The organism is Streptomyces sp. NPDC048411, assembly GCF_040704695.1.
Taxonomy (GTDB): domain Bacteria; phylum Actinomycetota; class Actinomycetes; order Streptomycetales; family Streptomycetaceae; genus Streptomyces.
Map to the genome: position 1 here is coordinate 1 of NZ_JBEZKL010000085.1, position 12,022 is coordinate 12,022.

Consider the following 12,022-nt stretch of genomic DNA (forward strand, 5'->3'; position numbering starts at 1 on the left):
TACCAGGAAGGGGCCCCCCCCCCGAAACCCCTCCTAAACCCCCCCCGCTAGGGAACCCCCGCGGGCCGGCCGGGCGGCGGTGGCCCCCCCCCCCGCGCCTGCTCACGGGCTCGGAGCCGCCACCCGTCGCTGGTCGTACAGCGGCAGGACCACGCGGGAGCGGGCGCCCGTGTCTGCCCCCTCTCTCCCGCCTTCGGCACCGTGACCAACCGAAGGCGGCCGCTTCGATGAAGTCCGTGACCGGGCTGGGAAGCCAACGAGGCGTGGCCGGCAACCAGTTCAATAGTCTTGCGCGGATTCATTCGCTGGGCCATGCGGCGCTCGTTGTCCGGGTGGATCATGCGGTCCGCGGTGGAGACCTGGTACCAGCTCGGCTTCGCACGCCAGGCCGCTGAACTACGGCGGGTTTGTCAGCCCGCCGCCGCTGTGGAGGGGCTCTTCGGGCGGTCACGCCGGGCGTGTTCATCCCCGGCTCGGCGGGTGGCTCGGCCGGAGACGGGTCCTGGTGGGACTCGGCGCGTCAGCCATTGGTCAGCATCACCCGCAGTGCCTCGCCGCTGCGCATCAGGCTCACTGCCGAGCTGTACGTTACGAGCGATTCTTTTCCAGCGACGAGAAGGCACGATGACGTACCTCCCGAGACCTTCGACCGAAGCGATACTCCACGCTCTGCCAGGCCTTGCACCTTTTGCGCGCGAAGCCATCGTGCTGCACCCCCAGCGGGGGGAGCCGGGTCCGGGGAACAGCTCGATCGGCGGCCCGCTGCTCTGGCCGAGCGACGAACCCTGGCCTACGTGCGCCGTGCCTGACGAAATCGAACCTGCGGGCCTCCCGGCCACGGCCATGGTGCCGGTCGCCCAGATTTTCGAGCGAGACATGCCGGGGCCGTGGTGGCCCTCCGACCGTGACCTCCTGCAGATTCTGTGGTGCCCCAACGAACACTGGGATCCCCCCGCGCAACAGGCCGACGTCAGCCCCATCGTGGAGGTGCGATGGCGGCGAGCCGCCGACGTCGACACCACACGGGAGGCCCCTCCCTCGCCTTCACGGCACTCCGAGGACGGTCATCTGCCCGAGCCCTGCACCCTCACCGGCGAGCCGCTGACGGACTTCCCGTTTCGGGAGCAACTGCCGCCGGAGCTCCGTCCGGCGCTGGAAGAGTTGGTACGCCGGACCGGCAACGGCGGCGACGCGATCACTCGTCTCGCGGGATGGAAACTCGGAGGCTGGCCGACCTGGCACCTGACGCACCCGATGGTCTTCCGTTGCCGCACGTGCGAGACCGATATGACGCCGCTGTTCACCGTGGCCAGCGATGACGAAACTGGAGTCGTCGTGGGGCGATGGGGCGACCTGCGGATCTTCGCCTGCCCCGCCGACCGTCGTCACCCATTCCAAGTGGACCTGCACTGAACCGTGCTCGCCATCGCCTGCGCCCGCTGGCGTCGGCATGCACGCCTGAATAATCGCTTGCATGTCGGCCTTTGCTCAGCATCATCAGCATGATGAACACAGTGAGCGACGTGCCCGAGCGGTGGAGCCAGGCCAGCGTCTACCCCGACATGTGGGCGGACCCCGCCGAGGACCCCCGCAACAGTGACGAAGACAGCCCCGACGGTGAGTTGGCGACGCTGCAGGGCTTCCTGGCGAGCTATCGACTGACTCTGCGGATGAAGTGCGAGGGCTTGAATCCGGAGCAACTGGCGCGTCGGTCGGTGCCGCCGTCGACCATGTCCTTGCTGGGGCTGGTCCGCCATCTCGCCGAGGTGGAGCGGGACTGGCGCAACTGGATTCTGTCAGGAGATCCGGCACCGAAGCTGTACGGAGCGCGTGATGCCGACTTCGAGGGAGTCGTTGCGGAGCAGGCGCTGGTCGAGGGCGCATTCGCCGATCTTGCTCGCGAACAGGCGGCAACCGACGCAGTGCTGGCCGAGTATCCGGATCTGGGCGCGCGGGTGGGTCAGGACGGCACCGTTGTCCGGGAGCTGTGGGTCCACCGAATCGAGGAGTACGCCCGCCACTGCGGGCACGCCGATCTGCTGCGCGAATGCGTCGACGGCCGGGTAGGGCAATAGCAGACTCGACCCGCTGGAAGTAGCGCCCATACGTTGTTCCCGTGGTCAGGGAAGATGCAGGGAGCGATCACTGGTGCCGCCGACGGCTTGATGTGGGTACGTGCTGAACCCGCAGGACCACAGCGTCCAGGAGCAGGCCGAGCGCGCCGAGCTGGTCTCAGACCGTGTCCTACGTGGTGAGGCGGACATGGCGCTTGTACCAGCAGATGGCGGCGGCGAGGCCGAGAAAGGCCAGGTAGTTGCGGGGGTTTCGCTCGTATCGGGGACTGAGTCTGCGGTAGCCGGACAGCCACGACATGGTGCGCTCGATCACCGACGGACTGGTCCACCACCTCGTGGAGCAGGCGGAGGCCGATCGCATGCACAGGCCGAGGAACAGCGCTGTCGCCTGCCGCAGATCGAAGTGCGATCCGGATCACCTGTTGCCTCTTGTGCGTGCTGAAGACGGTAAAGAGGTGGTTGTCGTTGGGTGAGAGGACGAGAAGACGTGGATGTGTATGAGGCTGTGGACAGTCGCCGGGCTGTGCGGGCGTTCAGCGATGAGCCGGTATCCAAAGAGATACTCGAACGAGTGCTGGCTGCAGCGACGCGGGCTCCGTCGAGTGGGAACCTCCAGCCGTGGCATGTGTATGTCGTGACCGGTGAGCCCTTGGCCGAACTGAAGAGGCGCGCGACGGCCAGGGCACTGGCGGGAGACACGGGTGACGAGCGGGAGTACCCGATGTACCCGGCCGAACTGACTTCGCCGTATCTGGACCGCTTTTCCGCCGCGGCTGCCCAGCGGTACAAAGCGCTGGGAATCGAGCGCGACGACCCCGACAGGCCCATGAAGATCGCCGCCTTGAACTCGGAGGCGTTCGGGGCGCCGGTCGTACTGTTCTGCTACCTCGACCGGACGATGGGGCCCGGACAGTGGGGGGACGCGGGGATGTACTTGCAGACGGTCATGCTGTTGCTGAGGGCGGAAGGGTTGCACAGCTGCCCCCAGGTGATGTGGACGATGTATCGCAAGACTGTCAGCCAGACAGTCGGCGCCGATGACGGGCTCGCACTGTTCTGCGGTGTCTCGGTGGGATTCGAGAAGGAAGGCGTGCCACGGCTGCGTACCGGGCGGGTGGACATGACAGAAACAGTGAGCTTCATCGGAGTGTGACCGGACATGTCGGTCTGGCGACGACGAACCTCTCCATCAGCTGAACGAGCCCGGCCGGGGCGCCAAGGGCGAGGACAGTCGTCGTGACGGGCCGACGACTGCGTGGCCTCGGCCCGGACTCTCGCAACTCGTCGTTCAGAGAAGCAGGCGTGTTCGCACACGCAGGGGTTGCCGAAGTCGCGTGCGCAGACGCCCAGTGCCACCTTCCAGAAACCCTGGCGTCGTCCGAGTCCATCGGCCGGTCCCTGGACCACGCGCTGAGCAGGCCGCGGGACCCTGCGGCTGAGCACCACATCCTCTTGGCGGAGCCGGGACGTACGCGATTCCATGCCTCGGAACTCAGTATCCGCCCACGCCGTGCGACCTCAAGCCGCACCGTGGCCCTGCACAGCATCGCGGACCCCGTGAACTCACCCCTCACCCATGGCCGCTCTTTCCACCCTGTGCGGCATGAGCACAGGCCTTCAGGGGGTTCCGTCGTGGTCGGGGTCCGGTTCGGGCCGGAGAACGCTTCCTCGCCGCTCGCCAGGACCCGTGACGCCGGGCTTTGGCGCATCGTCCTGAACGACGTGGCCGCCGGAGTTCTCGCCTGGCCGGGCCACGGCGGGCCCGGTGCCCTGGATCTCGGTCCAGCCCGGGGAGTGCAGCCCGGACGACAGCTGGGTGTGGGTGACCTCGGCGGGCCAGCGGGTCCCGGAGTCGAGGATCAAGGTGACTGCGTCCCGCACCAGCAGCCCTTCGCCGCCGGGCGCGGTCAGCCGGGCGGTCCAGGACCGCTCGGTGCCTTCCGCACCGCGTCGCTGGACGACAGTGATCTCCGCCCACACACGGACCAGGGTCCCGTCCCTGCGTTCCACCGTTGCCAGACCCTCGTAGGGGTTCATACCCCCCAGTCTGCGCCCGCTCCGGGCTGTCGCGCAGCGAGGGGACCCCGCCGGCAGCACCCCACCGTCCATGCCGCTCGCAGGGCACCTTTCCCTCCGGGGCCAAGCCGGGGAAGCCCGACGCTGCCCCAGGTGGCGCACGAGGCGTTGTGGGCGTATGCGTGGAATGCATGCGGTGGCGCGCGGTGCGCGCGAAACGCCACCCAAGCTGCCGCGCGCAGGGTCGGACAGGAGGAAAGGCGCGGTGTGATGCCGGCAGGATCCAGTCGTAAGCGGGAGCGACAGTACGAGCACATCAAGGAGAGTGCCGAGAAGCGCGGTGTCTCCGAGGAGCGTGCGAAGGAAATCGCCGCGCGCACCGTCAACAAGGAGCGGGCCCGTTCAGGAGAGGCGAAGACGGCGAGCAGAACATCCCTGCGCGATCCACAATCCGCCCCACAACGTGGCGGTGAACGATCCCATCGCGGACCGCAGGGGCCCACCAAGGACCAGCTCTACGAAGAGGCGAAGAAGAAGCACGTCGAGGGCCGCTCGACGATGAACAAACAGGAGCTGCGCGAGGCACTCGGCCGCTGACAGCCCTTCGTGCGGGGGCGAGGAGACGAATCCTGATGACGCCTACACGCCACGTCACTCCGGTGTGCGGAACACCATGCTGGGTCAACCGCATGACCCGCAACCTGCGCGCCACACAGGACTTCTACTCGGCCGTCCTGGGATGGGAGTTCCGCCCGGGCAGCCTGGGAACGGGCTTCTCGGTCGCCTCCGTTCAGGGGCGGCCGGTAGCCGGGCTGGCCGAGGTGGCGCCCGGTCTGCCGATGGCCGGGGTGTGGAGCCCGTACTTCGCCGTGGCGGACGCGGACGTCACCGCAGGCCGGGTCCGTGAGCGCGGCGGCACCATCGCCGTTGGTCCGGTGCGCTTCGGCCTCGGCCGGGGCGTGATGGCAGCCGACCGCGACGGGGCCCTGTTCGGCTTCTGGGAAGGCCGCGCCCTTCCCTGGTCGGCCGGTCGCGGCAACGCACCGGCCTTTCTCGAGCTGCGCACCCGCGACGCGTTCGACGCCGCCATCTTCTACGCCGAGATCTTCGACTGGGCTTCCGGCGAACCCGGCTGCTGCGAGGTCACCTACGCCTACGAGCAGGACACCGTCACCGTCCGCCAGGGCAAAAACACTGTGGCCACTCTGCGCGGAGGCGGCGTCGGGGAATCTCCCGACCCCCGCGTGCGGCCACGTTGGCACGTGCACTTCCAGGTCGACGACGTGGAATCGGTCATCGCCGCCGCACGCGCGGCAGGAGGTACCGCAACCCCCGTGGCCGCCTCGCCCGGCGGCGGCACCGAATCCGTCATCAGCGACCCCAGCGGCGGCCTCTTCACCGTGTGGACCGGATCGGTACTCGCCGGGCCGGTGACCACAGCCGACCCGGAACCGGTGTGATCGATAATGGGAGACTGGCGAAGGCGCCCCCGCACAGCGGAGATGCAGATGCCTGCCGCGGCCGGTGATGAGGTCCCGCGGCCGCCGTCATCCCCCCGTCATCGCCCGGGCACTCGGCTACCTCGGCAGAAGCACGACCCGCATCGTCACCGAGGCCGGAGCCCCCGGAAGAACTACGCCTCCGGTGACCATGCACGGCAAGTGGCCCCGCCTCGGCCTTCGCGTCGGGCGAACGTTCTCACTTCCCGGCTGTCTTCACCTCACAGTGGTGACCATGCTGAACCGAGTAGCCGTCCTTTCCGACATTCACGGGGTCCTGCCCGCGCTCGAGGCCGTGCTGGCCGAGCCGGACGTGAGCGCCGCTGATCAGATCGTGCTCACCGGCGACATCACCGCAGGTCCGCAACCGGCGCAGGTCCTCGACCTGTTGACCAGCCTCGGCGACCGGGTCGTCTGGATCAGTGGCAACGCCGACCGCGAACTTCTGGAGTACCGCCGCGGGCAGCGCGACTCGATCCCTGATCCGATCGCGCCCTGGGCAGCCGAACAGCTGCGCGAGGACCACCTCGACCTCCTCGGTCGACTGCCGCGATCACTCTCCCTGCCCGTGCACGGCCTGGGCAAGGTGCTGTTCTGCCACGCCACCCCCCGGGACGACGAAGAGGTCGTCCTGGTCGACTCGCGCCTCGATCGTTGGAAGGAAGTGTTCGGTGGGCTCGACGCCGACATCCGCACCGTGGTCTGCGGCCATACCCACATGCCATTCGTGCGCGTCGCCCACGGCCGACTGGTGATCAATCCCGGCAGCGTGGGCATGCCCTACGGACGGAGCGGAGCCCACTGGGCCATCCTGGGCCCTGGCATCGACCTGCGCATCACCGACTTCGACATCAAGGCCGCCGTCACCCGGGTCAGCCAGGACTCCTCGTACCCCGAAATCGCTGAGTGGGCCGACTACTTCCTGCACGCGCGCGCAACCGACGCAGACGCTCTCGAAGCCTTCGGCCCGCGGGACGGACGCGCGCACGCAGGGTGACGGCCTCCTCTGTCTCCGGCAGCAGACGGCACAACACCGACCACACCATCAACGATGGCCTGCCCGTCTGCATCTGCTTCAGCGCACCGACCTGATCTGCTGCTCGGCGTCGACCCGTCGGCAGAGCCGCACGCCCCCATCCGGCTCAACGTGGCGCCCCGATCTGTCGCGCTCTATTGTCGAAACTGACTGCCGGAGCGGGGCGTGAGCAGCATCCGTGACAGTGGGTGCGATCGGTGAAGCGTGCCAGGAGCTGGACCCCGCACGTACTCGGTCGTGAGCGGGACGGGGCCGTCGCCGGTGGGAGTCTCGGGGAAGTCAGCCGGGAGGAACCACGATGAGCACGTTCACCACTGCTGACGGGACAGAGATCTTCTACAAGGACTGGGGCAGTGGGCCGCCGGTCGTGTTCAGCCACGGCTGGCCTCTCAACGCCGACGCATGGGATGGCCAGCTCCGCTTGGTCGCGGAAAACGGCTACCGGGCCATCGCCCACGACCGGCGCGGGCACGGCCGCTCGGGCCAGCCGTGGAACGGCAACCACATGGACACCTACGCCGACAACCTTGCGCAGCTGGTCGACACCCTCGACCTGCACGACGTCGTGCTGGTCGGCCACTCCACCGGCGGCGGGGAGGTGGCCCGCTACATCGGCCGCCACGGCACCGGCCGCGTCGCCAAGGTTGTGCTGCTGGGTGCGGTGCCTCCACTGATGCTCAAGACCGAGACCAACCCGGAGGGCTTGCCGATCGAGGCGTTCGACGCCCTTCGCGAGGGTGTCACCGGCGACCGCTCCCAGTTCTACTGGGAGCTCGCGGATGCCTTCTACGGCTTCAACAGGCCGGGGGCCGCCGGCTCGGACGGGGTGCGCCGGGCCTTTTGGATGTGGAGCATGCAGGTCGGCCTCAAGGGCGCGTACGACTGCATCGAGCAGTTCTCGGAGCAGGACTTCACCGAGGACCTCAAGCGCTTCGATGTTCCGACGCTGATCGTGCATGGTGACGACGACCAGATCGTGCCCTTCGCCGCCTCGGCGCCCAAGTCCGCCGAGCTGATCAAGGACGCGACCCTCATCGTCCACTCCGGCGCCCCGCACGGCCTGGTCGGCGAGCGCGAGAAGGCCTTCGACGCGGAACTGCTGGACTTCCTCAAGGGCTGACCGCCACCCACCTCCGGCCGGGCGACGCGTCCGTGTCCCATGGCCGCCGGCCGCTTGGACCCGTGGGCAACGTGGTTGGCCACAGGCACCGTGACACAGCGGTAGGTGGACACCGACGGCGGTCGGCACCCGGACCCGGCCTGTGGAAGGCGGCAGGATGGGAGACCACACCTCCTTGTTCACGCCGCCGGCCGGAAACAACGATTCAGCCCACGCTCATGCCACAGGTCAGGTTCACCACTGATCCCGACATGGCGGCGGCGCCGTCCGAGGCGAGGAATGCCGCGGTGCGAGCCACGTCGCTCAGGCTGGGCAAGCGCTTGAGCAGTGTCATGCCTTCAAGGAAGGCACGGAATTCGGCATCCGGCATGGGCAGGTCCGGCGCGTCGAACGTCTCGGCGATGCGGTGGGGCCGCATACAGACGACCCGCACGCCGACCGGTCCGAGTTCGGCCGCGAGCGTCCGGCTGAGCGCCTCGACGCTCGCGCAGGCGACCGCGAATCCGCCGGTCCCCGCGATGGCCAGCGTGGCCGGCGACGCGGAGAGCGTGAGAATGGCACCCGAACCCCGCTGGACCATGTGTCGTCCGGCGATGCGCGAGGTGAGGAATTGCGACGACGCCCAGGTCGTGATCGGGGACACGAAGTCGGCAAGGGAAAGTTCGAGCAGTGGAACACCCTGTACCGCCTGGATACCGATCGCGTTCAGCACCACATCCGGCGCCCCGGCCCGACCGGCAACCTCGGCGAGGTAGCCCTCGACGTCGGACTCATGGGTGGCGTCGACCTGCGCGACGTGAGCGGCGCCCCCCTTGCCAACAATCTCGCGCTGGACGTCCTCCACGGACGTCGACGTACGATCGCTGAGGAAGACTGTCGCGCCTTCCTCGGCGAACTCACGCGCGACGGCACCACCCACCGTGCCGCCAGCGCCGAAGACCACGGCAACCTTGCCGTTGAGGAGCATCACACGTTCCTTCCGTAGATCGTCAAAGCCCGGACGTCAGCAGACGCCGGCCCACTGCCACATGGACGCCACGCCACCCAACCGGCAGACCGGGTGGCGTGGCGTCCCACCCCGTGAACGTCCGTGATCAGCGCATTAGCGCGAATCCCGCTCCGCTGCCTCAGCGATGCGCTTGATGTCCGCCAGCCGCCGATCCCAGTCGGCCGCGAGCGCGGCCATCCACCGCGCCGTCGCGTCCAGCGCCGCGGGCTGCACCGCGTACCGCACCTCGCGTCCGACCCGGCGGCCGGAAACCAGCCCTGCGGCGTCCAGGACGGCGAGGTGCTTGACCACCGCCTGCCGCGAGACGGGCACTCGTTCGGCGAGCTTCGTAGCGGTGACCTCGCCCTGCGCGGCAAGCAGATCAAGCAGTTGCCGTCGCGTCGGGTCGGCCAGCGCGACGAGAACGCTGTCGACCGCCTCGCCGCCGCGACGTTCGTCTGTCACGCGGACTGTTCGGCACGCGTCTTGAGCGCATCGAACACCTGGGGCCAGCCGCCGGTGTTGTCCTTCACCGCCTTGCTGCGCAGTTCCTCGGACCCGGCCAGTGCCGCGAATCCGCTCTCGACGACGCGGAGCCGCGTCTTGTCGCCTTCCGGGGTCAACGTGAACTCCACGAGGGTGCTGTTGTCCTCGCGCAGCTCTTCGCCGGGGAACGCGCTGGCCCAGCGGTACGCCACGTACGTCGGCGGCTCGACCTTCTCCACGCGCACCGGGAAGTCGCCGTATTCGGCATTCTTCGCCACCACCGACTCGCCTTCTTTGGCCGCGATGCCGGGCAGGTTCGCCTTGTCGGCCACCCAGAACCCGGGGTCGGCCACCAGCGACCAGACCCGCTCCACGCGTGCCTCGATCAGGGTTTCGCGTTCGATCCGATCCTCGCTCATGAGGGGACTCCTTCACTGTCGCCATTGGGTGCAACTCCAGAGTTGCACGTAGCCACCTCACGCGCAACCCGAGAGTTGCATCTCGATCGCGCGCCGTTCGTCGCACCGCGGACACCCTGCGGCAGGCAGGCCGAGGCGGCACCGGCCAACACGACGAGGCGTCGGTGGCACATGGGGGCCGCGGCAATGCCGGCGAAAGCGCGGAAGCGCTCGGCCTTGCCCTCGGATCGGCGGTGCATGCGGCCGGATCCCTCGAACCAGAACATCGTGACGTTCTGAACGCAGCCGGCTGAGCATTTCGACCGCATCGGGTGAGGCACGACACCTCACCCGATGCAGCGCTTCCTCCCTGCCGGTTGACTCCACGCCCCGGCGAGGGCAGTCATCCCGGATGTGCAGGCAGAGGTCATCCGGCAGGCCATGGCGTGCAAACTGGTGCTGCTGGGTGAGTGGGTTCCCCAGGTTCGGCACCACGGGGGCACCACGGGGGCCAGGCATAAACCGTGCTGACGGCCTGACGCGGTCCCCTGACGCTGTCGACGGACAGCTACGCCAGTAAGGGAGTCCGCCCTTTGGGCGGCCGAAAGGTGGCCCCGTTCGCCCCCGTCATCAGCATCGCAGTCGCGCGGCGACGCGCCCAGGCCGTTCGGTATGAGACACCCGTCCCCGGGGGTTCGCCGCCCGACTGCTGGATTTCATGGATCTGGCCCGCGGCATCGCTCGCAGCGTGGGATGGCGTCGGCCCGGGGGCGGGGCCGTGCGGTCGTGCGGTCGTGCGGTCGTGCGGTCGTGCCGGAGGATCAGTGTGCCGGCACGATGGGCCGCTTTTCAGCCCGCGCCACCGGGACCATCCGGCGGACGAAAGAGCACCATTCCCCGCCGCTGCCACTCGACAAATTCACGGGCGGCTTCGCCGGCCATGACGATTCGCGGCGCGGCTGTCCGTAACCGAACACCGAGGCGACCTGCTGCAGGCAGGAATCTGGCATTCGCTCAAGCGTGGTCAACGAGTTGTGCGTGGCCTTTCTGGCGTGCGCAGTGGGCGCAGCAGAAGAACTGGCCGTTCGCCTGGAGACCGTGCCCCAAGATCCGGCATTGACAGTTTTCGCAGGACGGAGCGATCCGTTGGGCTGCGCACTCAAGGCTGTCGAAGATGTGAAGAACCCCGTCCGCACGCACCTCGAATGCCTTCTCGTAGTCATTGCTACAGACTTCACATACCGCCATGGTCGATTACTCCTCGCGCTGTGTTGGGCGTCTCTCCTGGACGTTACGAGGCTGTGCTCGGCCCCACCCCAACGCAAGGCGACCAGCGGCATGGGCCTGCGCGATCACCCGCCTGGACGCGGTTCACGTCACGATGGCGCAGCACCGTCTCGTGCCACCTCGGGAAGGGCCTCCGCTCGCGGGAGTAGCCGCCCACCTTCCCTGCGATGAATGTATGAGCCCAGCGCGCGAGAGGACTGGGGCTGCTTGGCGAGATAGGTGGGCGAGTCGCCGTGCGGTTGCGCCAGCCGCGCGGCCTGGGTGAAGTTAGCGCCACCAAGACACATATCGGACATGGCCATCGGTGAAAGGACCATGCAATGAAGTTCGCAGTCATCGGCGGAACCGGGCTGATCGGGTCGCTGGTCGTGAAGAACCTGAACGCGGCCGGCCACCAGGCCGTCCCGCATTCCCTGTCCACGGGCGTGAACGTCATCACCGGCCAGGGCCTGGATGATGCCGTGGCGGGCGCCGACACCGTCATCAACCTGACGAATTCCCCGACCTTCGACGACGCCTCGCCCGCCTTCTTCCGGACCTCGATGGACAACCTCCTCGCCGCGAGTGAGAACGGCCGCATCGGGCACTTCGTCATCCTCTCCATCGTCGGCATGGACAAGGTGCCCGACCTCGACTACTACCGGGCGAAGGTGCTTCAGGAAGACATCCTCAAGGCCGGCCCGATCCCGTACTCCATCGTCCGCGCCACGCAATTCATGGAGTTCATCGACGCAGTGATGTCCGAGACCACCGAAGGCGAGACCGTCCGCCTGCCGCGTACGCCACTCCAGCCGATCGCCGCCGCGGATGTCTCCCGCATCGTCGCCGAAGTCGCCGCCGGCACCCCGCTCAATGGCGTCCTCCAGATCGCGGGCCCCGACGTCTATCCCCTTGACGAACTCGGCCGGCTCACCCTCGCCGCCAAGGGCGACGGGCGCTCTGTCGTCACCGATGACACCGCCGGCATGTTCGCCGTCGTCCACGGTGATGTCCTCACCGCCCGGAACGACGCCCGCATCGCCCCCACCCATTACACCGACTGGCTCTCGTCAACTACTCGGCCGTAAACGACCAAGCTTGCTGACTCGGTTCGATGCGGCTTTGCTTATGCTCCCGA

General features: G+C 68.1%; 13 protein-coding genes and 1 pseudogene. 8 read left to right on the top strand and 6 right to left on the bottom strand.

The features are described from left to right. Positions 1–624: 624 nt before the first annotated feature. Positions 625–1,413 (top strand): hypothetical protein, encoded by a 789-nt coding sequence (locus tag AB0915_RS25850; RefSeq protein WP_366693343.1) that lies wholly within the window; start codon positions 625–627, stop codon positions 1,411–1,413. 92 nt (positions 1,414–1,505) lie between these two features. Beyond that, positions 1,506–2,075, top strand: coding sequence for a DinB family protein (locus AB0915_RS25855; RefSeq protein ID WP_366693368.1), 570 nt, complete (start codon positions 1,506–1,508; stop codon positions 2,073–2,075). A gap of 169 nt (positions 2,076–2,244) precedes the next feature. On the opposite strand, the pseudogene AB0915_RS25860 reads toward AB0915_RS25855, so the two are convergent. Beyond that, positions 2,245–2,388 (bottom strand): annotated as a pseudogene (locus AB0915_RS25860) (IS5/IS1182 family transposase); the annotation flags it as partial. A gap of 174 nt (positions 2,389–2,562) precedes the next feature. On the opposite strand from AB0915_RS25860, the gene AB0915_RS25865 reads away from it, so the two are divergent. After that, positions 2,563–3,228, top strand: coding sequence for a nitroreductase (locus AB0915_RS25865; protein WP_366693344.1), 666 nt, complete (start codon positions 2,563–2,565; stop codon positions 3,226–3,228). Positions 3,229–3,692: 464 nt separating this feature from the next. On the opposite strand, the gene AB0915_RS25870 is transcribed toward AB0915_RS25865, so the two are convergent. Then, positions 3,693–4,112, bottom strand: coding sequence for a hypothetical protein (locus tag AB0915_RS25870; protein ID WP_366693345.1), 420 nt, complete (start codon positions 4,110–4,112; stop codon positions 3,693–3,695). A 249-nt stretch (positions 4,113–4,361) separates the two neighbouring features. Between AB0915_RS25870 and AB0915_RS25875 the strand changes: the two genes are divergently transcribed. The 4 genes from AB0915_RS25875 (at position 4,362) to AB0915_RS25890 (ending at position 7,746) form a co-directional block, all read left to right on the top strand. After that, the gene (locus AB0915_RS25875) at positions 4,362–4,688 is read left to right on the top strand and encodes a plasmid stabilization protein (protein ID WP_366693346.1); all 327 of its coding nucleotides are present in this window, start codon (positions 4,362–4,364) and stop codon (positions 4,686–4,688) included. Positions 4,689–4,723: 35 nt separating this feature from the next. Beyond that, entirely contained in the window at positions 4,724–5,551 is an 828-nt protein-coding gene (locus tag AB0915_RS25880; protein WP_366693347.1) for a VOC family protein, read from the top strand. A 274-nt stretch (positions 5,552–5,825) separates the two neighbouring features. Next, positions 5,826–6,587 carry a metallophosphoesterase family protein gene (locus tag AB0915_RS25885; protein WP_366693348.1) on the top strand — a complete coding sequence of 254 codons (762 nt, stop codon included), beginning with the start codon at positions 5,826–5,828 and terminating at the stop codon, positions 6,585–6,587. 337 nt (positions 6,588–6,924) lie between these two features. After that, positions 6,925–7,746 carry an alpha/beta hydrolase gene (locus tag AB0915_RS25890; protein ID WP_366693349.1) on the top strand — a complete coding sequence of 274 codons (822 nt, stop codon included), beginning with the start codon at positions 6,925–6,927 and terminating at the stop codon, positions 7,744–7,746. A 205-nt stretch (positions 7,747–7,951) separates the two neighbouring features. On the opposite strand, the gene AB0915_RS25895 is transcribed toward AB0915_RS25890, so the two are convergent. The 4 genes from AB0915_RS25895 to AB0915_RS25910 all read right to left on the bottom strand — a co-directional run bounded on the left by AB0915_RS25895 (position 7,952) and on the right by AB0915_RS25910 (position 10,866). Next, positions 7,952–8,713: an SDR family oxidoreductase gene (locus tag AB0915_RS25895; protein ID WP_366693350.1), complete on the bottom strand. Its 762-nt coding sequence runs from the start codon at positions 8,711–8,713 to the stop codon at positions 7,952–7,954. 135 nt (positions 8,714–8,848) lie between these two features. Next, positions 8,849–9,199 (bottom strand): metalloregulator ArsR/SmtB family transcription factor, encoded by a 351-nt coding sequence (locus AB0915_RS25900; RefSeq protein WP_366693351.1) that lies wholly within the window; start codon positions 9,197–9,199, stop codon positions 8,849–8,851. Further along, entirely contained in the window at positions 9,196–9,639 is a 444-nt protein-coding gene (locus tag AB0915_RS25905; protein WP_366693352.1) for an SRPBCC domain-containing protein, read from the bottom strand. Before AB0915_RS25905 ends, AB0915_RS25900 begins: the two co-directional genes overlap by 4 nt. 993 nt (positions 9,640–10,632) lie before the next feature. Continuing rightward, on the bottom strand, positions 10,633–10,866 hold the full coding sequence (locus AB0915_RS25910; RefSeq protein WP_366693353.1) for a hypothetical protein: 234 nt from the start codon (positions 10,864–10,866) through the stop codon (positions 10,633–10,635). A gap of 359 nt (positions 10,867–11,225) precedes the next feature. On the opposite strand from AB0915_RS25910, the gene AB0915_RS25915 reads away from it, so the two are divergent. Further along, complete coding sequence (locus tag AB0915_RS25915) at positions 11,226–11,972, top strand: SDR family oxidoreductase (protein WP_366693354.1); 747 nt, start codon at positions 11,226–11,228, stop codon at positions 11,970–11,972. Positions 11,973–12,022: the final 50 nt, after the last annotated feature.

Bases quoted from the DNA above. Each gene is read 5' to 3' on its own strand.
- AB0915_RS25850 (WP_366693343.1), top strand. From the start codon at position 625: ATGACGTACCTCCCGAGACCTTCGACCGAAGCGATACTCCACGCTCTG.
- AB0915_RS25885 (WP_366693348.1), top strand. From the start codon at position 5,826: ATGCTGAACCGAGTAGCCGTCCTTTCCGACATTCACGGGGTCCTGCCC.
- AB0915_RS25880 (WP_366693347.1), top strand. From the start codon at position 4,724: ATGACGCCTACACGCCACGTCACTCCGGTGTGCGGAACACCATGCTGG.
- AB0915_RS25870 (WP_366693345.1), bottom strand. From the start codon at position 4,112: ATGAACCCCTACGAGGGTCTGGCAACGGTGGAACGCAGGGACGGGACC.
- AB0915_RS25905 (WP_366693352.1), bottom strand. From the start codon at position 9,639: ATGAGCGAGGATCGGATCGAACGCGAAACCCTGATCGAGGCACGCGTG.
- AB0915_RS25875 (WP_366693346.1), top strand. From the start codon at position 4,362: ATGCCGGCAGGATCCAGTCGTAAGCGGGAGCGACAGTACGAGCACATC.
- AB0915_RS25915 (WP_366693354.1), top strand. From the start codon at position 11,226: ATGAAGTTCGCAGTCATCGGCGGAACCGGGCTGATCGGGTCGCTGGTC.
- AB0915_RS25895 (WP_366693350.1), bottom strand. From the start codon at position 8,713: ATGCTCCTCAACGGCAAGGTTGCCGTGGTCTTCGGCGCTGGCGGCACG.
- AB0915_RS25855 (WP_366693368.1), top strand. From the start codon at position 1,506: ATGAACACAGTGAGCGACGTGCCCGAGCGGTGGAGCCAGGCCAGCGTC.
- AB0915_RS25890 (WP_366693349.1), top strand. From the start codon at position 6,925: ATGAGCACGTTCACCACTGCTGACGGGACAGAGATCTTCTACAAGGAC.
- AB0915_RS25910 (WP_366693353.1), bottom strand. From the start codon at position 10,866: ATGGCGGTATGTGAAGTCTGTAGCAATGACTACGAGAAGGCATTCGAG.